Raw genomic sequence first — 21439 nt, forward strand, 5'->3', positions numbered from 1 at the left:
ATCGTTTCAGTCACCTGCAAATAAAATGAATCGCCAATCGTTCAGCCGATGGGACGTCGATATCAGGCGGGTTCGGGAAAGCTGACGAACATCGTCCTGATCCCTTCAAGGATTACCGTCCTCTCCGCCTCGTCCCAGCGATGAAAATCGAACAACTCGAAACAGAGGAACCCGCTGAGCGCCAGATAGGCCAGGAGCGCCGCTTGCGGCCTGGGCGTCGCTTTGACGGCCTGAAGGTCTTCTGCGAACCATTCCCGCATAAGATCCCTGACCTTGTCTTCACTCGACATGGCGGCACTGATGGCCAGCGTGACGGCTTTATCCTCGTCATCAGGCCCGGCGGCCGCGGTGGCGATGCGGCCGTACAATTCCGGATGCGGGGTATCCTTGCTGGCTGTCACCGCCGCCTGCGTCCGCTCCTGTTCGGCCCTGATTTTCCGTTCGACCAGGGCTTCGAGCAACCCCGACTTGGACTTGTGATCATAGACGACACGGGACTTGCTGACGCCGGCCTCCCGCGCAACCGCGTCGATCGACAGTCCGGCCGCGCCGGCCCGAAGCACGACACGGACAGCTGCGTCCAGAATGTCATCGATTTCGATCTTGCGGTCTCTTGGCATCACGGCCCCACATATGAGGAAGCCGTCATGTATACACGAACGTTCGTTCTTTAATCAAGTGGTTTTGTGGCGCACCAGTTCGTTTCTGCTTGCCTGCCTCGGAGCAAGGGCGTCCTTCGAGGTTCCCGGCGGAGATCACTATATTTGTAATATTCTCTGCATGATGACTTGACATTCCAGCTGTTTCCATCCGACTAAAGATTACAACATTACAGCGGTACTGCCATATGATTGCCATCCTCGCGGACGATTTGACAGGCGCTCTCGACTCGGCCGCGCCCTTTGCCGGGAGGGGCAAGCATACCGAGGTGGCGTTGAACCCGGACGTCATCCCGCTCGTCCTGCAGGACAGGCCCGACGTGCTGGCCATCAACCTGGCATGCCGCGAGCTTCACGAAGATGCCGCAAGAGAGGCGGCGGCTCGCGCCATTTCCATGCTCTCGCCGGGGACATCGCTCTTCAAGAAAATAGACTCCCGCCTCAAGGGCCATATTGCCGCCGAACTCGATGCGACGCCGTTCGACCGCGCTCTCGTCGCCCCGGCGATTCCCGAATTCGGCCGGTTCGTGGCGGCCGGCTGTCTGGAGGGGTTCGGCGTCGACAAGCCGATCTCCATCCGTGAAAAGCTCGGTCGTCACGCCTCTCGTGCGATCATTCCCGACATCCGCTCGGCGGCCGACATGGATGAGGCATTGCAAACGGCCCAAGCAACAGGGGTGGACCTCCTGATCGGCGCAAGAGGGCTTGCCGATGCCCTTGCCCGCGGGATGACCGGAAGGGCGGAAGCCGTGCCGGCCGAAATACCCGCAGGCGCTGCACTCTTCGTCATCGGATCCCGGGATCCGATCACACTCGCGCAGATAGACGAGCTCAGACGTTCTTATCCGGTGCACTGCCTGCAGGCTCCAAATGGTATGCTGGCGGAGACCTCCATCGGCGGGACGGGCATAACTCTCGTGCAGGCGACACCCGGAACCGAAGCGCGCAGTCCGCAGGAGGTTTCCGAAGCGCTTGCAGCAGGCATCGCCCCGAGCCTTACCGATACCGCAAAAACGCTTCTCCTTTCCGGCGGAGCGACCGCAGAGGCGGTCTTGCGGAGGATGGGCATTTCCCGCCTTCGCCTGATCGGCGAGTGTCTGCCCGGGCTGGGATTGGCCTATGCCGGCGGCCAATGCATAATCGCAAAATCCGGCGGATTCGGAGGACCGGACACGCTGACGTCAATTACAAGCATGATCCTTCGGAAGGCGGGGTAGGTATGGGGCTGGAGAACGGAACCGCACGCAAGGGGCTGCCCGACATCGTCTTCGAGCGCATGCACCGCGCCATCAAATCGGGGGCCTACCAGCCTGACGAGCGCCTGCCCACGGAACATGACCTGGCGGCGGAGTTCGAAGTGTCTCGGCCGGTGATCCGCGAAGCTTTGCGGCGCCTGCGCGACCAGGGCCTGATCTATTCACGCCGTGGAGCCGGAAGTTTCGTCCGTTCGGTCGGCCTCAAGGAGCCACTCGGCTTCGGCCAGTTAGAGAACATCGCCGACCTGCTCAACTGCTATGAGTTCCGCCTGACGCTGGAACCCGCCGCCGCGGCGGCCGCGGCGACAAGGCACGACAAGGACAGCCTTGCGGCAATCCGGCAAGCATTGGAACTGATGCGCGACGCGACCAACCGCCAATCCCACCGGGAGGATGCCGACTTCCAGTTTCACCTCGCCATCGCCCGGGCTGCTCAAAACAACTATTTCTCGACGGCGATGGAGGCATTGAAGGATCATATCGCCGTCGGGATGAAGTTCCATGGCGTTTCCGTCAAACGCGAGGCCGCGGGGCTTCTGCGGGTGTTTGCAGAGCATGAAGCCATTGCAAAAGCCATCGAGGCCAAGGATGGCGAGGCCGCGCAAAAGCTGATGCGCGATCACCTGACCGGATCACGAGATCGCCTCTTCCAATCCTCGAAGCCGTGACAGTCGAGGCAAGCGGATGGCTCGAACAGCCGCTTGCCTCGGATGATCGACACTGCCTCAGAAGGCGGCCTTGTAGATCCCGAACACGTCGTCGACGCTCATGTCCCTGGGGTTGTTGTCCATCAGCCGCCTGATCGCATGGGCATCCTCGGCATAGCGCCGAAGATCGGGCTCCGTCGCCCCGTGTGCGGAAAGGGACATTTCGACACCAAGCCCGGCACAGAATGCATGCGCTGACCCCAGCAGGTCGCGTTGCGAAAGCTCCTGCCCAAATCCGAGCGCCTCCGCCACCTCGGCGGTCTTTGCCGGCACCGCGGGCTGGTTGAAGGCCAGGACATGGGGGAAGACGATCGCGTTCGCCAGGCCATGCGGAAGATGCAGCAGCGTTCCCAGGGGGTAGGCGATCGCATGGCCGGCGGCGGTATTCACCGGCCCCAGGCAGACACCGCCGTAATAGGACGCCAGCATCAGGCCTTCGCGCGCCTCGGTGTCGCTCCCGTCCCTGACGGCTCTCGCCAGATATCGGCCCACCAGGCGGAAGCCCATCCGCGCGAAATCGTCGATCATCGGATGAGCGCGGCGATTGGTGAACGCCTCCACGCAATGCGCCATGGCGTCGATCCCCGTCGCAGCCGTGACGGCAGGCGGCAGCGAGAAGGTCAGCTCCGGATCGAGAACCGCGAGATCGGCGATCAGATGCGGGCTTTCGACGGCGATCTTGTTACCCTTGCCGGGATCGGTGATGAGCGAACGGATTCCGGCCTCGGAACCGGTCCCTGCCGTGGTGGCGACCTGCGCCAGACGGGTGCTGCGGCCCGCAACGCGGTTCGGGCCCGCCACGTCGGATAGCGTCTGGTCCGAATTCCACAGCGCGGCGACGAGTTTCGCCACATCGAGCACGGAGCCGCCGCCGACGCCGACGACCAGATCGGGATTTGTACGGCGGGCGGCTTCGATCGCCGCATCGAAGATCGCAATGTCCGGTTCTCCCGGGATAGCATCGAATACCGTTACGGTACCGGGCAGGCGCAATCGATCCACGAAGCCGGCCGTGAAAGGCGTGGCGACGACGAGCGTGCGCGCGGCATCGCCTGCCCACGAACCCACCTCGCCGATAGTCCCCGCGCCGACGATCAGGCGGCGGGGTTGATGAATGGTGATCGTCGCAATCGTCATGACTAGCGTCCCTGCTGGGCACGGCCCGCCACGAGCTTGCGCGCATAGGCGATGGCCGAGTTCATGTTGCCGTGGTTGGCGATGCCTTTGCCGGCGATGTCGAAGGCGGTGCCGTGATCGACGGAGGTCCTGTCGATCGGCAGATCGACGGACACGTTCACCGCCGTGTCGAAGGCGACAAGCTTGATAGGGATGTGACCCTGGTCGTGATACTGGGCCACCACCAGGTCGAAGGCGCCGGAATAGGCACGGTGGAACACGGTGTCGGCGGAGATCGGTCCATATGCGTCGATGCCTTCCGACCGCGCGGCAGCCACGGCCGGCGCGATCTGGTCGTCGTCCTCGGTGCCGAACAGACCGTTTTCCCCGCAATGGGGATTGATGCCGGCAACCGCGATGCGCGGCTTTTCAAAGCCGATCCGCTTGAGGTGTGCATCCCCCGCCCTGATCGTCGCAAGCACCCGCTCGGTGGTGGCCCGCCGGATGGCTTCCTGCAGCGAGACGTGGGTCGAGACATGAATGACCTTCAACCGCTCCGAGGCGAGCAGCATATAAGCCGCCTTGGAGCCCGTCAGGCTGCGGAGCATGCCGGTATGGCCGTCGTAATGATGGCCGGCCAGGTTCAGAGCTTCCTTGTTGATGGGCGCGGTGACGATGCAGCCGATCTCTCCGGCCATCGCATCCCGCACCGCCCTCTCGATGAAGCGGAACGCGGCATCGCCGGCGACAGGCGACAGCCGGCCCCAGGGCAGGGGCGCTCCCTCCACTGCCAGATCGACGACCAGCGGTGCGAGATCGAGCTCGATGCCGGCGGCCCGGCGCGCCGCCTCCAGGGTTTTCAGATTGCCGTAGACGCGTGTCGCGGCGCGGTCGGCGCCGGACATTTCCGCCAGTGCCCGGACGGTGATTTCCGGACCCACGCCGCAGGGATCCCCCATCGTTATTCCGACAATGTTGCTCATCAGCTTCGTGCCTCGCTCGCGCCGGCCCAACCGGGTGCCAGCCGTACGTATTTGATTGCGCGCCTGTGATAGGTGTAGGCGATGTGGAGGCTGCCATCCGCTCCTTCGAGCAGCCAAGGATAGGAGAGCTCCTTGTTGCGTCCGTCCGTGGAATTGTTCGACAGGCAGGTGCCGGGGCCGTCCTCGATGACCAGCCGCAGGGGGAAGCTTCGCCCGCCGTCCTCGGACAGGCAGACCGCAACCGGCGCCCGCGGCACGCCCCAGACCGGCACGCAACCGCCCGCGGGGTCGGCGTCCGGCCTGAAGTCATCCTCGCCCAATTCGTCATAAAGCGAGCTGCGGCGCTCCTCGGAAAGCATTGCGTTGACGGGATTACAGATCAGCGCCAGCCGGCCACCCCTCAATGCCGTCACGGAAATCGAGGAATTGTTGTTGGGTAGATCGGTCGCAGCGGGAGCCGACCATGAACGGCCTCCGTCCAGGCTCTCCGTCCGATAGACGAAGTCGGCCTGCCGGCGCCGGAAGAAGGCCGCATAACGCGCCTCCCCGATCGGAACCGGATTCATATGGACGCAGCCCGTCGAACCCGCGACCTCCTCGAGGATCCAGGTGCGACCGCCGTCCGACGATATCCCGACTGCCGCGTGGTCGTGGCTGCCATTCCATTTCTGCCCCCGACGCTGGACGCAGCGGAAGATAGGAAGCAGCCAAGCCCCGTCATCACGCACCACCAGCGGAGCACGGACGAAGCAGCCGAGCGGCAGATCGAGGTAGCGCTCCTCTGCGACGGCAAGCCTGAGCGGATCGGTTTCGTCCCGGATCACCTCGGCCATCCGGATTCGGCATTCGTCCTGGTTGCCTGCCGGCTGCGATGTATGAAACAGCCAGAGCCGTCCGTCCGGCGCGGTGAACAGAACCGGATTCTGCTCCGAATGATCGGAGTCGAAGCTCAGCCGCTGCGGCCCGCCCCAAGTCCGCGACCCCGGCCTCAGGACGGACGCAAATATCGAAATATCGGACTTGCCCTCCAGCGTCCCGCCGAACCAGGCGCACACAATCGAACCATCCTCCAGCGGGTGCAGAAAAGCGGCATGATTTTGCACCATGGGAGACGGCAGAAAGGCCTCATCACGGCCCGCAGCCACTTCGCGGACTTCGCCGGTCATCAGGCGGACAATGTCGTCTGGACTCATCAAGGCACTCCTCATTTGAGCTGGACCATCGCACCAATTTTCAAGTTGTCAAGTTTTAAAATGTCATGATGAACACGCGGAGGCGCTCGATATATCCATTTATCCGCTTGATATTAATTGTTTTTATTTAACTAGATATTTTTTGATCCTCTTACATTCATAAAACAATTGACAAAGTAGTCCGAACGGCCGATGGTCAAAACACCCTGCCGGAGACGCCAAGGGAGGAGCCGCAATGCCAGCAAGCCGCCATGACCGCCAGGCAGCAACCGCCGCGGGCGGAACCGCGACCTTCAGTGAGTCAGCCGTTGCTGACGTAGCCCTCATCTGCGTGACCGCCTTCATCGCAGCATGCGCGGGAAAGCGTGCAGCGGCCAACTGACGACTGATTATCCAGGGAAAGAGGGAGGAATGAAAATGAGAAAGACCATTATGCTGGCGGCGCTGATTCTGGGCTCGGCGCTATCGCCGGCCTACGCAGCGTCAGGCCCGATCAAGATCGTACTGCCCGAGGAAGCAGACCTGCTCGAACCCTGCATGGCAACGCGGTCGAACATCGGGCGGGTCATCATGCAGAACGTGAGCGAGACACTCACCGAGCTGGATGTGCGCGGGGACAAGGGCCTGATGCCGCGCCTTGCCGAAAAATGGGAACAGAAGGCAGACGGCAGCTGGCGCTTCCACCTGCGCCAGGGCGTTACCTTTTCGGACGGCACGGCTTTCGATGCCAAGGACGTCAAATACAGCTTCGACCGGATCATGAGCGACAAGAACGCCTGCGAGTCGCGGCGATACTTCGGCGGCATGACGGTCAACGCCCAAGTGGTGGACGATCGTACGATCGATTTCAACGTGGATCCGGTACAGCCGATCCTTCCCCTGCTGCTGTCCCTGGTGACGATCGTCCCCGAAGGCACCCCTCTGGAGTTCGTACGCGAGCCCGTGGGCACCGGCCCCTACAAGCTGACGAACTGGACGCCGGGCCAGCAGATCGTGCTCACGGCGCGCGACGACTATTGGGGGCAAAAGCCGCAGGTCACGGAGGCGACCTACCTCTTCCGGGCCGACCCGGCCGTGCGCGCCGCGATGGTCCAGACGGGCGAGGCCGATATCTCGCCGTCGATTTCCCAGCTCGATGCCACCAATCCGGCGACCGACTTCTCCTATCTCGACAGCGAAACGGTCTACCTGCGCATCGATCACAACATCGAGCCGCTGAACGACGTCCGCGTCCGTCGGGCGCTGAACCTGGCAATCGACCGTGAAGCCTTCATCGGAACGCTCGTTCCAGACGGCGCACTTCTCGCCACGGCCATCGTCCCGCCGCCGACGCTCGGCTGGAATCCGGACGTAAAGGTGTTCCCTTACGATCCCGAAGGCGCCAAGAAGCTTCTGGAAGAGGCCAAGGCTGACGGCGTGAAGGTCGAGACGCCGATCACCATCATCGCCCGCACCGCCAACTTTCCCAATGTGACGGAGATCATGGAAGCGATCCAATCGCAGCTTCAGGAGGTCGGATTCAAGGTCGATCTGAAGTTCGTGGAAGTCGCCGAGCACGAAGGCTATTATTCGAAGCCCTTCAAGGAAGGCCGCGGTCCGCTGCTCGTCGCGGCGATGCACGACAACTCCAAGGGCGATCCTTCCTTCTCCATGTTCTTCAAATATGCTTCGGAGGGCACGCAGTCCGGCTTCTCCGATCCGAAGGTCGACGACCTGATCCGGCGCGCTTCGGCGGCCGTCGGCGACGAACGGGCCAAGCTCTGGTCGGAGCTGATCGCTTATCTGCATGACGAAGTCGTCGCGGACGTTCTTCTCTTCCACATGGTAGGCTTCTCGCGCGTCTCCGAGAAGCTCGATTTCAAGCCTACGATGGCAACGAACTCGATGCTCCAGCTCTCAGAGATCGGCATCAAGTGATTTATCCCCGGCGGAGACCGCCGTACGAAAGCAAGGCGGCAGCTCAAACTGCCGCCCTAGCCACTTGAGGGACTCATGCTCAGCTTCATACGCAAACGCGCCATCGCCAGTTTGATCTCGCTCGTAGGGCTGCTCGTGCTGGTCTTCTTCCTGTCCAGGCTGACAGGCGACCCGGCGTCGCTGTTTCTCCCTGTCGAGGCCTCCGAGGAAATGAAGGCGCAGTTTCGCGAACTGCATGGGCTCAACGATCCGATCATGGTCCAGTTCACGCGCTATGTCGGGGATGTCCTCACCGGCGACCTCGGCCAGTCGCTGAGAAAGGCCCGTCCGGCCCTCGACGTGGTGACCGAGGCTTTCACCTGGACGCTGTGGCTCGCCTCCATCACCATGTCGCTGGTGGCGGGCGCCGCGATCGTCGTCGGATCGCTCGCCGCATTCAGAGCCGGCGGCTTCTTCGACCGCCTGTCGTCCATCCTGTCGCTGATCGGCGCCTCGGTACCCGACTTCTGGCTGGCCATCGTCGCCATCGTGATCTTCTCGGTGCAGCTTGCCTGGCTGCCTACCTCCGGCACCGGAACGCTGCTGCACTGGATCCTGCCGATCTGCGTGCTGTTCATCCGTCCCTTCGGCATCATCGTACAGGTTGTGCGCGGCTCGATGATCACCGCGCTCTCTTCGGCCTATGTGAAAACCGCGCGCGCCAAGGGGATCAGATCCGGGCCGATCATCTTCATCCATGCCCTGCGGAACGCCATGCTGCCGGTCATCACCGTCATCGGCGACCAGGCGGCAAGCCTCCTCAACGGCGCGGTGGTCATCGAAACCATCTTCGGCTTTCCGGGCGTCGGCAAGCTGATGATCGATTCCATCCTGCAGCGGGACTTCAACGTCGTACTCGCGGCCATTCTGGTCACGGCGCTGGCGATCTTCCTCATGAACCTGCTGATCGACATCGCCTATGCGCTTCTCGACCCGCGCATCCGGCATTGAGGAGGCGATCATGACGGCACATACCACGGAATCTCCGATCGCAGAGGAACCCGGCGTCATCCGCCGGTTCGGGCGCATGCTCTGGGCGGACAAGTTCGCATTCTGCGCCGCAATCTTCCTGATCGTGATGATCCTGCTCGCCATCGCCGGACCAAGCTGGTTCGGCGACATCGCCATCAAGCAGAACCTGCGCGGCCGAAACCTCCCGCCTTTCGACTGGGAACGCGGATGGATCTGGTGGATGGGCGCAGATGCCCTGGGGCGCCCCCTGCTGGCGCGCATCATCGTCGCGACCCAGAACACGCTGATGGTGGCAGCCGGTGCGGTGGTCATTTCCGCAGTGGTCGGAACGGTGCTGGGACTGATCGCCGGGCTCTCGTCGCCGCGGGTCAACCAGGTCATCATGCGGCTGGCGGACGTCATCATGTCCTTCCCGTCACTGCTGATCGCGGTGATCGTGCTTTATCTCCTCGGCTCGTCGATCCTGAACCTGATGCTCGTTCTGGCGATCACCCGCATTCCCGTCTATCTGCGCACGACGCGGGCGGAAGTGCTCGAAATCCGGGAACGGATGTTCGTGCAGGCTGCCCGCGTCATGGGTGCATCGAGCAAGCGCATCCTGTTCCGCCACATCCTTCCGGTCGTCTTCCCGACTCTCACCACGCTGGCGACGCTCGACTTCGCCTATGTGATGCTGGCCGAGAGCGCCCTCTCTTTCCTCGGCATCGGCATCCAGCCGCCGGAAATCACCTGGGGCCTCATGATTTCGCAGGGACGGCAGTACCTCACCAATGCCTGGTGGCTCTCCTTCTGGCCCGGGCTTGCAATCATATTGACGACCATGTCGCTGAACCTGTTGTCGAACTGGATGCGCATCGCCTTCGATCCGGTGCAGCGCTGGCGGCTCGAAATGAAGGGGAGCACCAATGGCTGATCACCTTCTCGAAGTCCGCAACCTCTCGGTCGAGTTCCATACCGCCATGGGCATGGTGAAGGCGGTCGACAACATATCCTATCATGTCGACCGCGGCGAAACGCTGGCCATCCTAGGCGAGAGCGGATCGGGCAAGTCCGTATCATCCTCCGCGATCATGAACCTGATCGACATGCCGCCGGGCCGCATCAGCTCGGGCGAAATCCTGCTTGACGGTGCCGATCTCCTGAGGATGAGCGCCGAACAGCGCCGCCAGATCAACGGCAAGCGGATCGCCATGATCTTCCAGGACCCGCTCAGCCATCTCAACCCCGTTTATACGGTCGGCTGGCAGATCCGGGAGACCCTGACGGCGCACGGCAAGTCCTTCGCCGAAGCGCAGACGGAGGCCCTGCGTCTGGTGACCCGCGTCGGAATTCCCGATCCCGAACACGCCTTGAAGAAATACCCGCACCAGTTCTCCGGCGGACAGCGGCAGCGCATCATGATCGCCATGGCGCTCGCGCTGCGGCCGGACCTGCTCATCGCCGACGAGCCGACGACGGCGCTCGATGTGACCGTTCAGGCGGAAGTGCTGGCGCTGCTCAAGGAATTGCAGCGGGAGACCGGCATGGCGGTGATCATCATCACGCATGATCTCGGCGTCGTCACCGAGATCGCCGACCGCGTCGTCGTCATGGAAAAGGGTGCGCTGGTCGAAAGCGGCACCGTCCGCGAAGTCTACAAGAACCCGCAGCATCCCTACACACGCAAGCTCATCGCCGCGGCGCCCGGCAAGGGGGAGATGCATGAGCCGCATTCCAAAGGCGAGCCGGTGCTGTCGGTCCGGGACGTCAGAAAGGCCTATGGCGGCTTCCAGGCCCTGAAGGGCATATCCTTCGATCTGATGCCGGGAGAGACCCTCGCCGTGGTCGGCGAAAGCGGATCCGGCAAATCGACGCTGGCGCGCATTCTCCTCCGCCTCGATGAACCCGACGGCGGCAGCGCCCTGTGGAAAGGGCGGGACCTGTTCACGCTGGCGCCCGCCGAACTTTATAAGCTTCGGCGCGACCTGCAGATGGTGTTCCAGGATCCGACGCAGTCACTCAATCCGCGCATGACGGTCTACCAGCTGATCTCCGAAGCGTGGGTCATCCATCCGGATATCCTTCCCCGCCCCAAATGGCGCGAGAAGGTTGCCGAGCTTCTGGTCCAGGTGGGATTGAGCCCGGACCACATGAAGCGATATCCGCACCAGTTCTCGGGCGGCCAGCGCCAGCGCATCGCCATTGCCCGGGCCTTGGCGCTCGAACCGCAGCTCATCGTTTGCGACGAAGCCGTCTCGGCGCTCGACGTGTCGATCCAGGCCCAGGTGATCGCGCTGCTCGACAGGCTGCGCAAGGAGATGGGTATCGCCTTCATCTTCATCGCACACGACCTGCCGGTGGTTCGCGACTTCGCCGATCACGTCATGGTCATGCAGAAGGGCGAGGTCGTGGAACTCGGCACGGTCCGCGAGGTCTTCGAGGCACCGCAGCAGGAGTATACGCGCGCCCTTCTTGCCGCGAGTCTCGATCCGGATCCGGACGTGCAGGCGGCCCTTCGCGCCGCCCGGATGGAACACGCCTCATAAGGCATCTCACAAATCAAGTCGGAGTTTTCGATGCCCAAGCACGCTTTCGTCGCCCTCGTGACCTGCTTCAATGAGGACGAGACCATCAATTACGAAGCCACGCGAGCGCAGGTGCGGCGCCAGGTTGCGGCCGGCAACAACATCATGTGCGCCGGCACGAACGGGGATTTCACCGCTCTCACCTTCGAGGAAAAGGTGAGGCTCACCGAAGAGGTGGTCGACGAAGTCGCCGGCCGGGTGAAGGTGATCGTCAATGCCGGCATGCCGGCGACCTTCGAGACGCTGAAACTCGCCAGGGAGTTCGACCGGATCGGGGTGGACGGCATTGCCGTGATCACGCCGTTCTTCATCGCCTGCACCCAGGACGGCCTCGTGCGCCATTTCTCGACTGTCGCCGACGCGGTGAAATCGCCTGTCTATCTCTATGACATCCCGGCCCGGACCCAGAACCATATAGAGCCTGAAACGGCAAGGAAGCTCGCGGGCCATGGCAACATCGCCGGCATCAAGGATTCCGGCGGAGCCCAGGACACACTCGAGGCATATCTGGAGGTGGCAAAGGATGTGCGGGGATTCGAAGTCTATTCGGGACCGGACCATCTCGTCCTATGGGCCCTGCAGAACGGGGCGGCCGGCTGCATCTCGGGCCTCGGCAACGCGATGCCCGACGTTCTGGCGGGCATCGTGAACGCATTCAACGCAGGCGACATTCCCGAAGCGGAACGGCAGCAGGCGATCTATTCCGCCTTCCGCAAGGATCTCTATGCACTCGGTTTCGCGCCCGCGATGGTGAAGCGCTCGCTCTATCTTCAGGACTCTTCGGTCGGCGCCAGCCGGCAACCGGCGCTGCTGCCGAATGACGAACAGGACGAGCAAATCAGAGAAGTCCTCCGCCGCTTCGGTCGCCCCTGACCCTCGCGTCAGCCTGCTCGGCAGGCGATACGGTCAGATGAAAGCCAGGCCGATCCCTCCCGCCGCCATCACGACAACCACGATCCATGGCGGCGCCTTCCAGACGGTGAGCAGGATGAATCCCGTCAGTGACAGGGCGAAATCATGGGGGCGCAGGATCGCGCTTGTCCACACCGGGCTGTAGAGCGCCGCGCCGAGGATGCCGACCACGGCGGCATTGGTGCCGCGCATCGCGGCCTGGGCAAGAGGACGCCTGCGGAAACGGTCCCAGAACGGCAAGGTGCCGACCAGCAGCAGGAAGCCCGGTGCAAAGATCGCGACGAGGCAGATCATCGCCCCCAGAATGCCGTTCGGTGCCGGTCCCATCACCGCCCCGAGATAGGCGGCGAAGGTGAACAGGGGGCCCGGCACCGCCTGAGCGGCGCCGTAACCCGCCAGAAAGGCGTCATCCGTGATCCACCCCGGATTGACGACTTCGGCCTGCAGCATGGGCAGCACCACGTGCCCGCCGCCGAATACCAGCGAGCCCGCACGATAGAAGGCGTCCACCAGCGACAGCCCCTGCGAGCTGCTGGCGGCGGCGGCGACGGGAAGCAGGAACAGGAGCAGGAAGAAGGCGGCGAGGCAAAAGACGCCGACGCGGCGGGACACGCGAAAGGACAGGTGATTGGCACCGGCTGCCGGGCCATTGCGGCAAAACAGCAGCCCTGCGAGGCCGCCAACGACGATCGCCGCGACCTGACCTACGGCGCCTGCCGCGAATACGACGATCAGCACCGCCGCCAAAGCGATGCCGGCCCGTTCCCGATCGGGCGCCAAAGTGCGCGCCATGTCCCAGACGGCCTGTGCGACGACGGCCACGGCGACCACCTTGAGGCCATGCAGCAGCCCCGACCCGACAGGTCCGCTGAAGGCGGTGGCGGCATAGGCGAAGACGACCAGAAGGATCGCCGAAGGCAGGGTGAAGGCGGACCAGGCGGCGAGCGCGCCCAATGGTCCGCCGCGAAGGAGGCCGAGCGCGAAGCCGACCTTGCTGGAGGCCGGCCCCGGCAGGAACTGGCACAACGCCACGATATCCGCATAACCGGCTTCGTCGATCCACTTGCGGCGCACCACAAGCTCGTCGCGAAAATAGCCGAGATGGGCGATCGGGCCGCCGAAGGAGGTCAGCCCGAGCTTCAGGAAGGCGCGGAGAACCTCGCCGGGCGTACCGCGCGCATCGTCGCCCGTAACCTCAGGAGCTGCTGCCAACGAAGACTTCACGAAACAGCTCCCTTACGCCTAGGTCAGATGCCGGGCGGGAAACTAAGTTCAAAAAACCGAGCCTGCAACCTCAGCGCAACGTCTTTCAGCATTGCTCACTGGAGGCCGAACAAGGCAACCGCATTGTCGCGGAAGATCGCGGCGCGCTCGACCGGCGTCAGGGGCACCTTGAAGGCATAGCGCGGATCGTCGAAATCCCAATGCGGGTAATCGGTCGAGAACATCAGCCGGTCCGTGCCGATCCAGCGCAGGATATCGAGAAGATGCCGGTTGTTTTCCGGCTCCTCGATCGGCTGGGTGGTATACCAGAAATTCTCGCGCACATATTCCGAAGGCTTGCGCTTCACATGCGGCACCTCGCTCTTCATGCGCTTCCATTCGCGGTCGAGACGCCATACCAGCGACGGCAGCCATGAAAAACCGCCCTCGACGAGCACGATCTTCAGCTTCGGGAACTGCTCGAACACGCCTTCGAGAATCATGCTGGTCAGCACGGTCTGAAGGCTGTTGGAGGCGGCGTAGTGCTCCTCCAGATAGAAGGAGGTCCAGCCTGACGGCGTGTTCGCGCGGTAGCCGAAGGCGCTGGTATGCAGCCCGATCGGCAAGCCGTAATGCTCGGCTGCCTCGTAGATCGGCCAATAGCGGCGACGGCCGCAGGGCTCCATCGTGCGCGGCGGCATGGCAATCTGGGCGAAGCGGCGGTCGGTGACGCGCCGGTCGATCTCGGCGACCGATTCCTTCGCGTCTTCCTGGGAAATGCAGATGGAAGCCTTCAGGCGCGGCTCCGGTCCCGCCCATTTGTCGATCTGCCAATCGTTCAAGGCCGCGCAGAGCGCTGCGCCGAGTTCCTGGTTGAAGGCCATGCTGCCCGCTGCAAGCGGCTGGAGGATGCCGTAATCGATATTGCACTGGTCGAGCAGTTGTTCCCGCAGGAAATCAAGGTCGGACGCCGGCGGGCCGCCATTCGGCGGCCAGGAATCGCGGCGCATGCCGTTTCCGGGCGTCATGCGCGGATAGGGCAGCGTGCCGTAGAGCGGGTTCGCCGAGCGGATGGCATAATCGCGCACATGGCTCTTCCAGCGTTCGGGAAGATAATCCAGCAACTGGTCGGGCCTTGAAAAAGCGGGATGCACGTCGCAATCCACCACGCCCTGCGTCTGGGTCTTTTCCTGGCTACGTTCGAGTACGGGAGTTTCCATGTCAGCCTCCAAGCCTCGGATATGTGGCAAGCACGTTGTCGCGAAGAATCTTGCCGAGCCTCGCCTCCGGAAAGCCTTCCGGCAGCGTCTCAAGTCCCTCGAAATGCCAGTGCGGGTAATCCGAGGAGAAGAGCAGCATATCATCGCTGAGCAGGTGATCGAGCGTTTTGGCGACGTCCTCGACATCGTCAGGCCCGTCGAAGGGCTGCGACGTCATGCGGACATGCCTGCGGATGATGTCGGCAGGGGCGTCCTTGACCCAGGGCACCTCGATGCGCGTGCCCTTCCAGTCCTTGCTCATGCGCCACATGAGCGCCGGCACCCAGGTGACGCCGGATTCGATCAATACCGCCTTGAGGTTCGGATATTTGACGAAGACACCTTCGGCGATGAGGCTCGCGACCTGTGTGGAAAAGCCCTGCGGCTGCACCACGTGATCCTCGATCAGGAAGGAATGGAATCCGCTATGGCTCGGTGCGTTACGGAAATTCGATCCGGCGTGGATGCCGATCGGCAGCCCGTGCCTCTCGGCCGCCTCGTAGATCGGCCAATAGGTACGGCGGCCAAGCGGCAATTCGGTCATGGCAAGCGTCAGGATCTGCACGAAGCGCTTGTCTTCCGCCCGGCGTTCAATCTCCTCCACGGCCGCATCGACATTCTGGAGCGGCACCAGCATAGAAGCCCTCAGCCGGGGATCGCGGTCGAGCCATTTGTCGGCGAGCCAGTCGTTGGTGGCGCGGCAGATCGCAGCCGCGAGGTAGGGGTCGAACAGGGCGTGCGCGCCGGAAACCACGTTGAGGATGGCGTGTTCGAGGCCGAGCGGATCGAGCAGGTTCTTCTGCATCTGCGCCAGCGGATCGCCACTCCAGGCCCAGTCGGGCCGCATGGAGGGACGCGTGCGTTCGGGATAACCCATCAGCTCCAGGACATCGACTTCGCGGGAGGTGACGATCTCCTGCCAGTAATCGTCGAGATAGGGAAGCAGGTCCGCTCGACGGGGTGTCGGCGGATGCACGTCGCAGTCGATCGCGCCAGCAGTATTGTATCTAGGCATGTTTCTCGACATCTCGTTCATGGTTGCTCTGTGAATTGTCTTTGCGCGCGCCGCCGCAGTGACGGCATCATGCCGCCTGCGCTTCCCGCCTCTCCTCGCGGATGAAATCGGCCGCCTTCTCGGCGATCATGACGGTCGGAGCCTGGGTGTTACCCGATACGATGACCGGCATGATCGACGCGTCGACGACACGCAGGCCGGTGAGGCCGTGGACTCTCAGCCGGTCGTCCACCACCGCCATGCGGTCGCTGCCCATCTTGCAGGTGCCCACGGGATGGAAGGTGGTGTTGAGGGTTCGGCGCGCGTAATCGAGCAATTCGTCCTGCGACTGCACGGCGGCGGTCGGGGCGATCTCCTCCGGCTCGAAACGGGCCATGGCCGGGCTTGCGGCAATGCGCCGGACGGCTTCGATCGACTTGATCAGGATCTGCCGGTCGGCTTCCTCCTTGAGGAAATTGTGGAGAATGCGCGGCTGCACCGAAGGATCGCCCGCCGCGACATGGCAATAGCCGCGGCTTTCCGGTCTGAGGATGCAGGCCGACGAGGTGATGCCGGGAAAGGGGTGCATCGCACCGCCGAAACTCGGCGACGTGGAGCCGGAAACATGAATCTGGATCTCCGGCGCCGGAGCATCGGGCGTGGTCCTGATGAAGGCACCGAGCAGCGTCGGCGAACCGCCCAGAGGGCCGCGTTTCGTCGCCAGATATTGCATGCCGAGCAGCATCCTGCCGAACCGTGTGCCGGCACGGGTGTTCAGGGTATGCGTATTGAAAAGACGGTGCTGCACCCTGATATGCCAGTGATCGTGCAGGTTTTCGCCGACACCGGGCAATGCATGCAGCACCTCTATTCCAGCGGACGCGAGCACTTCCGGCGCGCCGACCCCCGACCGTTCGAGGATGGACGGAGAGCTATAGGCGCCGGCGGACAAAAGGACTTCCCGTCCGGCTTTCGCCTCGTGCTGTTGTCCATCCAAGCTGAATATGACCCCGCTCGCCCGCCTGCCGTCAAAGGTCACGCGATCGACGAGAGCGCCGGTGACGACGGTCAGGTTGCGGCGGTTGCGGACCGGCTCGAGAAATGCGCGGGCGGTGGAGTGGCGCACGCCGTTCTTGATGGTCGCCACGAAGAAGGCCACCCCTTCGTTGTCGCCGCAATTATAGTCTTCGGCCGCCGGAATGCCCTGCTCGATCGCCGCCTGGCGATAGGCCTCCAGGGCTTCCCACCGCACATTCGGATCGGAAACCGCCCATTCGCCCTCGGTGCCATGTGCCTCGGAATCCGCACGGTGGAAAGCTTCGGAGCGCTTGAAATAGGGCAGCACGCTTTCCCACGACCAGCCGCGATTGCCGAGCTGCGCCCACTGGTCGTAATCGTAAGCGTGGCCGCGCACATAGATCAGGCCGTTGATGCCCGAACTGCCGCCGAGCATTTTTCCGCGCGGCAGGGGAAGCTGTCGTCCGTCGAGATAGGGTTCGGGCTCGCTCTTGTAGAGCCAGTCATATTGCGGCCTGCCGATGAGGTAGGCGAGACCGAGAGGCATGTCCACGTAGAAACCGCGCCCCTCGCCGCCGCCTTCTATCATCAGCACATCGACCGCAGGGTCGGCCGACAGCCGGTTGGCTAGAACGCAGCCCGCCGTACCCCCGCCCACGATGACATAGTCGTAGGTACGGGAACGTTCGAACGTACCCATGGCATGCTCCTCCACTTGTCGCAACCGGTCTGGCCGGCGCCTACACGCCAGACCCAGGACCGGAGGCGCAAAGACGCAACCGCCAGGGCCACGCCACCTCCGGCCTGATCATGGCACACGAGCCCGCTCGAAGAAAGCCGTTCGCCGCAAAACTTCACGAAAAAGTATACATGAAGGAGGTCCTATTGTAGTTTCTTCACGGCAGGAGGCCGCGGAGCCGGAGGGGAGGCCGGCCAACGGATATTTCATGTATGCATACCTACTGCCAGACAGGAATCTGTTCCATCAATCCATTTCATCGGGGAGGAGCCCAAGGGATGAGCGAAAAGCAGAGCGGCAGACCATTCAGCAGCAGCAGGATCAATCGAAGAACGCTTCTTGCGTCGGGCGCGGCGCTCGGAGGCGCCATGCTGTTGCCCAGGCGGACGTTCGCCCAGGCGTCGCAGCCCAGACCGGGCGGCACGCTGCGTATCGCCATGCCGTTCAATCCGGCAGCGCTCGATCCGATGACCGGTCGCAACGTGCCGGACTTCAATGCCCTTTACGCGATCTTCGACGCATTGATCGCATTCGATCCGGCCACGCTCGAACTCCGGCCGATGCTGGCGAAGGACTGGACGTTCACGGACCCTGCGACGCTGGTCCTCAACCTTGTCGAGGGCGTGAAATTCCACGACGGCACACCATTCGATGCCGACGCGGTGAAGTTTAACCTCGACCGCTCGATGAACGATCCGCGCTCCAACGTGCGGTCGGACCTGGTTTCGGTGAAGTCTGTGGAGGCCACCGGACCGAACCAGGTGACGCTCCGGCTGAAGCAGCCGAACTATTCGTTGCCGACCATCTTGACGGGCCGCGTCGGCTGCATCGTGTCGCCCGCCTCCATCCAGGCCGCGGCCAACGGCAATGTCGATCGCAGTCCCGTCGGTACCGGACCGTTCAAGTTCGTCGAGTGGCGCGACAACGACCTGATCCGCGTCGAGAAGAACCCCGACTATTGGCAGACCGGACTGCCCTATCTCGACGGGATCGACTTCCGCATCATCAACGAACTGAACACCGCCGCCAGGACGGTCACCGCCGGCGAAACCGATCTTTCGCTCAACATGGCCGCGCAACAGATCGCCACCGCGCGCCGGATGCCGGACCTGGTCGCCGAGGCCAATCCTTCGATGATCTTCTTCACCCTGATGATGAACTTCGCCAAGCCGCCGCTCAACGATGTCCGGGTCCGGCAGGCGATGAACTACGCCATCAATCGCGACGAGCTGAACAAGGTCCTGATGCTTGGCCTGGGCGAGCCGACCTCGACCATGTTCCCGAAGGATTTCTGGGCGGTCGACGCGGAGACTGCGCATTTCTACCAGCACGATCCGGAAAAGGCACACAGCCTTCTCAAGGAAGCCGGATATCCGAACGGTCTGGAGATCGAAACCTGGAGCTGGCCGGATCAGACGTCGATCCAGCGCATCGAACTGGTCGGCAACCAGCTTGAGCAGGTCGGCATCCGCCTCAAGATCACACCCTCGCCGCCCCAGGTGGTCAACCAGCTCTTCTATATCGAGGGCAAGGGGGCGATGATCCTCAATCCGCAGGGTGGCTGGCTCGATCCGAGCCAGACCTACGAGCGGCTTTTCGGTGCGACCGGGCAGTTCAACGCGGGCAAGGTGGAAGACCCGCAATTCCGCAAACTGCTGGACGCAACAGGTTCCTCGGCCGATGCGGGCGAACGCAAGGCAGCCTTCGCCGCGCTTCAGCGTTTCGTCGTAGAACAGGCTTTGCACCTGCCGCTGGTGACCTCGGCCGCCATGTCGATCCGCAACAAAAAGGTCAGGGATTTCCATTACGACCGGCTGCACTCGCCGCGTTTCCACCGCGTCTGGCTCGACCAGAGCGCCTGATCCACGCCAAATATCAAACAGGCGTGAACACTGAAACAGCCCGACCGCAAGGCCGGGCTGTTCTATATCCGGAGCCGCCCAAAAGACGGGTTCACCGGCGTTTGATGGTCGGATCGAGAAGGACGCGGATCGACTCGCCCAGCGTGTTGAAGGCAAGCGCCGTGAAAAGGATGGCGAAGCCCGGCGCATACATCTGGGCGGGCGCCACTTCCACATAGTGGTAGGCGCGCGCCAGCATGCCGCCCCAGCTCGACTCCGGCGGCTGGACGCCGAGCGACAGGAAACTCAAGCCTGCTTCCGCCAGAAGCGCCACGGCCAGCATCAGGGTAATTTCCACGATCACCGGCTGGATCGCATTGGGCAGGATATGGCGCAGGATCAGGTGAAGGCGCGACGCGCCGAAGCCGGTCGCCGCCTCGACGTAAAGCGCGTTCTTCACCACCAGCGTCTGCGCCCGCATCGTCCGGGCAAGCACCGGCGCGAAGGCGAAGCCGACGGCGATCATCGCATTGGTGAGACCGATGCCGAGCGCTCCGGTGACGGCCACAGCCAGCACGAGCGGCGGAAACGCCAGGACACCGTCGATGATGCGGCTGCCGAGTTCGTCGATCCAGCCGCCGACAAAACCGATGAATACACCGAGCGGCACCCCGATCGCCACGCCGATGCCGACAGCCAGGCCGGCGGCGTAGAGAGCGTTGTAGGAGCCGTACATGAGACGGCTCAGCGTATCGCGACCGAGATCGTCCGTGCCGAGCCAGTGTTCGGCGCTCGGTGGCATCAGCAGATCCATCAGATTCTGCTCGTTGGGCGGATAGGGCGCGAGCAGCGGTGCGAAAATCGCCGCCAGCACCAGAACGGAGAGGTAGGCAAGGCTTATCAGCGCACGCTTGTCGGACCACAGCCACGCCCAGAAACGGAAGCGAGTAGGGGGAGGAAGTGCTGGCCGGGTTGCCGGCGCGGCAGAGCTTTCGGTCATCACGGTCATGTTGGTATCGGTCATGTCGAGGCCGCCACTCTGGGATCGAAGGTCGCGTTGAGCACGTCGACCAGAAGGTTGGTGAGGATCACCACAAGCACAAGAACGAGCGCCACGCCCTGCACCACCGGAAAATCCTTGTTGAGCGCCGAGTAGCTGATGAGATTGCCGACGCCGGGTATGGCAAACACCGCCTCGATGATGACGGCGCTGGAGAACAACCGGTTCACCTGCAGGCCGGCGATGGTCAGCATCGTCGCCGCCACGTTGCGAAGCCCGTGCTTCCACAGGATGGAGCTCGAGCTCAGCCCCTTGGCGCGCAGCGTACGGATATATTGGGAGCCCAGCACTTCGAGCAGCGCACTGCGCACCTGCCTCGCCAGAACGGCGACAACGCCGGTCGACAGGGCTATCGCCGGAAGGGTCGCGTAGTAGAGTGCCTCCAGCGGTTTTTCGAAGACGGATACCGCTCCTGTCGCCGGGAACCAGCGATAGCCGAGCGAGAAGAGCGTCACCAGAATGATGCCGAGCCAGAAGTTGGGAACGGCGACACCGAGAGAGGCGATGCTGGTAATGATCTTGTCGAGCGCGGTACCCTGACGCGTCGCGGCGAGGATGCCGAGCGGAATACCGATCACCGCGCCAAGCAGCAGCGCATAGATCACGAGCAGGATCGTATGGGGCAGGCGCGCAAGGATCAGCCGCAGGACCGCTTCGTTGGAGAACAGCGAATGGCCGAGATCGCCCTGCAGGACACTCCCCACCCAGGCGAAATATTGTACGAGCATGGGCCGGTCGAAACCGTAGATATGGCGAATTTCCGCAATGCGCTCCGCCGTCGCATAGTCGCCCGCAATCATCACGGCCGGGTCGCCCGGCATCAGATAGACGAGGGAAAACACGACAAAGGTCGCCACGATCATCACGGGCAGAAGTTGCATGAGCCTTCGCCCGACCATCCCGGGGACACCGTCCATCATTTACACTCCGTCGATCCGCAATTGGCGCCGGCCATTTGCACAGCCGGCAGAAACATCCGATTCGCGGGCATGCCCCCGAACCATGAGG

18 protein-coding genes are annotated in these 21439 nt (G+C 63.0%); 8 read left to right on the forward strand and 10 right to left on the reverse strand.

Features of this window, described 5'->3' with window-relative positions; genetic code table 11:
• Window positions 1-62: 62 nt before the first annotated feature.
• Entirely contained in the window at window positions 63-620 is a 558-nt protein-coding gene (locus tag QTA58_RS08605) for a TetR/AcrR family transcriptional regulator (RefSeq protein ID WP_085421687.1), read from the reverse strand.
• Between the two features lie 227 nt (window positions 621-847).
• On the opposite strand from QTA58_RS08605, the gene QTA58_RS08610 reads away from it, so the two are divergent.
• Window positions 848-1876, forward strand: coding sequence for a four-carbon acid sugar kinase family protein (locus QTA58_RS08610; RefSeq protein WP_289672453.1), 1029 nt, complete (start codon window positions 848-850; stop codon window positions 1874-1876).
• 2 nt (window positions 1877-1878) lie between these two features.
• A complete protein-coding gene (locus QTA58_RS08615; RefSeq protein ID WP_085421685.1) occupies window positions 1879-2583 on the forward strand; it encodes a FadR/GntR family transcriptional regulator in 705 nt (234 codons plus the stop codon).
• A gap of 57 nt (window positions 2584-2640) precedes the next feature.
• Here the strand turns inward: QTA58_RS08615 and QTA58_RS08620 are convergent, their stop codons facing one another.
• Genes QTA58_RS08620 through QTA58_RS08630 form a run of 3 tightly spaced genes read right to left on the reverse strand, consistent with a single transcriptional unit; the run spans window position 2641 to window position 5914 of the window.
• Window positions 2641-3759 carry an iron-containing alcohol dehydrogenase gene (locus QTA58_RS08620; RefSeq protein WP_289672454.1) on the reverse strand — a complete coding sequence of 373 codons (1119 nt, stop codon included), beginning with the start codon at window positions 3757-3759 and terminating at the stop codon, window positions 2641-2643.
• A gap of 2 nt (window positions 3760-3761) precedes the next feature.
• Window positions 3762-4721 (reverse strand): 4-hydroxythreonine-4-phosphate dehydrogenase PdxA, encoded by a 960-nt coding sequence (gene pdxA, locus QTA58_RS08625; RefSeq protein WP_289672455.1) that lies wholly within the window; start codon window positions 4719-4721, stop codon window positions 3762-3764.
• Window positions 4721-5914, reverse strand: a complete 1194-nt coding sequence (locus QTA58_RS08630) for an exo-alpha-sialidase (protein WP_289672456.1) — start codon at window positions 5912-5914, stop codon at window positions 4721-4723. The genes pdxA and QTA58_RS08630 overlap by 1 nt, the downstream gene beginning before the upstream one ends.
• Window positions 5915-6331: 417 nt before the next feature.
• Between QTA58_RS08630 and QTA58_RS08635 the strand changes: the two genes are divergently transcribed.
• The 5 genes from QTA58_RS08635 to QTA58_RS08655 all read left to right on the forward strand — a co-directional run bounded on the left by QTA58_RS08635 (window position 6332) and on the right by QTA58_RS08655 (window position 12279).
• Window positions 6332-7831, forward strand: a complete 1500-nt coding sequence (locus tag QTA58_RS08635; protein WP_289672457.1) for an ABC transporter substrate-binding protein — start codon at window positions 6332-6334, stop codon at window positions 7829-7831.
• 75 nt (window positions 7832-7906) lie between these two features.
• Complete coding sequence (locus QTA58_RS08640; protein WP_085421680.1) at window positions 7907-8821, forward strand: ABC transporter permease; 915 nt, start codon at window positions 7907-7909, stop codon at window positions 8819-8821.
• Window positions 8822-8831: 10 nt separating this feature from the next.
• Window positions 8832-9755, forward strand: a complete 924-nt coding sequence (locus tag QTA58_RS08645) for an ABC transporter permease (RefSeq protein ID WP_289672458.1) — start codon at window positions 8832-8834, stop codon at window positions 9753-9755.
• Entirely contained in the window at window positions 9748-11367 is a 1620-nt protein-coding gene (locus QTA58_RS08650; protein WP_289672459.1) for an ABC transporter ATP-binding protein, read from the forward strand. Before QTA58_RS08645 ends, QTA58_RS08650 begins: the two co-directional genes overlap by 8 nt.
• Window positions 11368-11397: 30 nt before the next feature.
• On the forward strand, window positions 11398-12279 hold the full coding sequence (locus tag QTA58_RS08655; RefSeq protein WP_289672460.1) for a dihydrodipicolinate synthase family protein: 882 nt from the start codon (window positions 11398-11400) through the stop codon (window positions 12277-12279).
• A 33-nt stretch (window positions 12280-12312) separates the two neighbouring features.
• On the opposite strand, the gene chrA is transcribed toward QTA58_RS08655, so the two are convergent.
• The 4 genes from chrA to QTA58_RS08675 form a co-directional block, all read right to left on the reverse strand.
• Window positions 12313-13530: a chromate efflux transporter gene (gene chrA, locus QTA58_RS08660; protein ID WP_289672461.1), complete on the reverse strand. Its 1218-nt coding sequence runs from the start codon at window positions 13528-13530 to the stop codon at window positions 12313-12315.
• Window positions 13531-13637: 107 nt separating this feature from the next.
• Window positions 13638-14741 (reverse strand): amidohydrolase family protein, encoded by a 1104-nt coding sequence (locus QTA58_RS08665; RefSeq protein WP_289672462.1) that lies wholly within the window; start codon window positions 14739-14741, stop codon window positions 13638-13640.
• Window position 14742: 1 nt separating this feature from the next.
• Window positions 14743-15795: an amidohydrolase family protein gene (locus tag QTA58_RS08670; protein WP_289672463.1), complete on the reverse strand. Its 1053-nt coding sequence runs from the start codon at window positions 15793-15795 to the stop codon at window positions 14743-14745.
• A 67-nt stretch (window positions 15796-15862) separates the two neighbouring features.
• Complete coding sequence (locus QTA58_RS08675; protein ID WP_289672464.1) at window positions 15863-17491, reverse strand: GMC family oxidoreductase N-terminal domain-containing protein; 1629 nt, start codon at window positions 17489-17491, stop codon at window positions 15863-15865.
• A 317-nt stretch (window positions 17492-17808) separates the two neighbouring features.
• On the opposite strand from QTA58_RS08675, the gene QTA58_RS08680 reads away from it, so the two are divergent.
• Window positions 17809-19392: an ABC transporter substrate-binding protein gene (locus tag QTA58_RS08680; RefSeq protein WP_289672465.1), complete on the forward strand. Its 1584-nt coding sequence runs from the start codon at window positions 17809-17811 to the stop codon at window positions 19390-19392.
• A 91-nt stretch (window positions 19393-19483) separates the two neighbouring features.
• Here QTA58_RS08680 and QTA58_RS08685 read toward each other — a convergent pair whose 3' ends face one another.
• Both QTA58_RS08685 and QTA58_RS08690 read right to left on the reverse strand, forming a co-directional pair.
• A complete protein-coding gene (locus tag QTA58_RS08685) occupies window positions 19484-20395 on the reverse strand; it encodes an ABC transporter permease (protein WP_085421672.1) in 912 nt (303 codons plus the stop codon).
• Window positions 20392-21312: an ABC transporter permease gene (locus tag QTA58_RS08690; RefSeq protein WP_289672466.1), complete on the reverse strand. Its 921-nt coding sequence runs from the start codon at window positions 21310-21312 to the stop codon at window positions 20392-20394. Before QTA58_RS08690 ends, QTA58_RS08685 begins: the two co-directional genes overlap by 4 nt.
• Window positions 21313-21439 lie beyond the last annotated feature (127 nt).

This window comes from Neorhizobium sp. CSC1952, assembly GCF_030378245.1.
GTDB lineage: Bacteria > Pseudomonadota > Alphaproteobacteria > Rhizobiales > Rhizobiaceae > Neorhizobium > Neorhizobium oryzae_A.

Excerpts from the sequence above, each read along its gene's own strand:
- QTA58_RS08605 (WP_085421687.1), bottom strand. The coding sequence starts at position 620 with ATGCCAAGAGACCGCAAGATCGAAATCGATGACATTCTGGACGCAGCT.
- QTA58_RS08610 (WP_289672453.1), top strand. The coding sequence starts at position 848 with ATGATTGCCATCCTCGCGGACGATTTGACAGGCGCTCTCGACTCGGCC.
- QTA58_RS08615 (WP_085421685.1), top strand. The coding sequence starts at position 1,879 with ATGGGGCTGGAGAACGGAACCGCACGCAAGGGGCTGCCCGACATCGTC.
- QTA58_RS08620 (WP_289672454.1), bottom strand. The coding sequence starts at position 3,759 with ATGACGATTGCGACGATCACCATTCATCAACCCCGCCGCCTGATCGTC.
- pdxA (WP_289672455.1), bottom strand. The coding sequence starts at position 4,721 with ATGAGCAACATTGTCGGAATAACGATGGGGGATCCCTGCGGCGTGGGT.
- QTA58_RS08630 (WP_289672456.1), bottom strand. The coding sequence starts at position 5,914 with ATGAGTCCAGACGACATTGTCCGCCTGATGACCGGCGAAGTCCGCGAA.
- QTA58_RS08635 (WP_289672457.1), top strand. The coding sequence starts at position 6,332 with ATGAGAAAGACCATTATGCTGGCGGCGCTGATTCTGGGCTCGGCGCTA.
- QTA58_RS08640 (WP_085421680.1), top strand. The coding sequence starts at position 7,907 with ATGCTCAGCTTCATACGCAAACGCGCCATCGCCAGTTTGATCTCGCTC.
- QTA58_RS08645 (WP_289672458.1), top strand. The coding sequence starts at position 8,832 with ATGACGGCACATACCACGGAATCTCCGATCGCAGAGGAACCCGGCGTC.
- QTA58_RS08650 (WP_289672459.1), top strand. The coding sequence starts at position 9,748 with ATGGCTGATCACCTTCTCGAAGTCCGCAACCTCTCGGTCGAGTTCCAT.
- QTA58_RS08655 (WP_289672460.1), top strand. The coding sequence starts at position 11,398 with ATGCCCAAGCACGCTTTCGTCGCCCTCGTGACCTGCTTCAATGAGGAC.
- QTA58_RS08665 (WP_289672462.1), bottom strand. The coding sequence starts at position 14,741 with ATGGAAACTCCCGTACTCGAACGTAGCCAGGAAAAGACCCAGACGCAG.
- QTA58_RS08670 (WP_289672463.1), bottom strand. The coding sequence starts at position 15,795 with ATGCCTAGATACAATACTGCTGGCGCGATCGACTGCGACGTGCATCCG.
- QTA58_RS08675 (WP_289672464.1), bottom strand. The coding sequence starts at position 17,491 with ATGGGTACGTTCGAACGTTCCCGTACCTACGACTATGTCATCGTGGGC.
- QTA58_RS08680 (WP_289672465.1), top strand. The coding sequence starts at position 17,809 with ATGAGCGAAAAGCAGAGCGGCAGACCATTCAGCAGCAGCAGGATCAAT.
- QTA58_RS08685 (WP_085421672.1), bottom strand. The coding sequence starts at position 20,395 with ATGACCGATACCAACATGACCGTGATGACCGAAAGCTCTGCCGCGCCG.
- QTA58_RS08690 (WP_289672466.1), bottom strand. The coding sequence starts at position 21,312 with ATGCAACTTCTGCCCGTGATGATCGTGGCGACCTTTGTCGTGTTTTCC.